Below are 370 nucleotides of genomic sequence, written 5' to 3' on the forward strand. Positions count from 1 at the left end.
ATGCAGTCCGTTACAACGAAGATCCAAAAACCAAGAACCTTTAGTTGTTCGTGCTCTTCATGACCATGATCATGATCGTGTCCGTGACCATGGTCGTGATGCTTAGCCATCTGTTGCATTACAATACCCTCCCCAGTGAAGCCTCGGTGCGTCGCACTTCATCCACCGGTACATAATAATCCGTATCATATTGGAAAGAACGTACCCACATGCACGCAAACACTCCAATGAATCCAATTACTGCGATCCAAACCCATCCGAACGTGAAACCAAATCCAACCATGAACCAGAACAGAGACATGATAAACGGTATGCCCGAGTTTTTCGGCATGTGGATTGGCTCCAGATGCACAGGCTCTTCTTTATACGT

General features: G+C 46.5%; 2 pseudogenes. Both read right to left on the minus strand.

The annotated features are described in order from the left end of the window. Positions 1–119 (minus strand): annotated as a pseudogene (locus SB773_RS30380) (cytochrome o ubiquinol oxidase subunit III); the annotation flags it as partial. Further along, positions 119–370: pseudogene (locus tag SB773_RS30385) on the minus strand (cytochrome ubiquinol oxidase subunit I); the annotation flags it as partial. The pseudogenes SB773_RS30380 and SB773_RS30385, both read right to left, overlap by 1 nt.

Source organism: Bacillus sp. SIMBA_074, assembly GCF_046534555.1.
Taxonomy (GTDB): domain Bacteria; phylum Bacillota; class Bacilli; order Bacillales; family Bacillaceae_G; genus Bacillus_A; species Bacillus_A mycoides.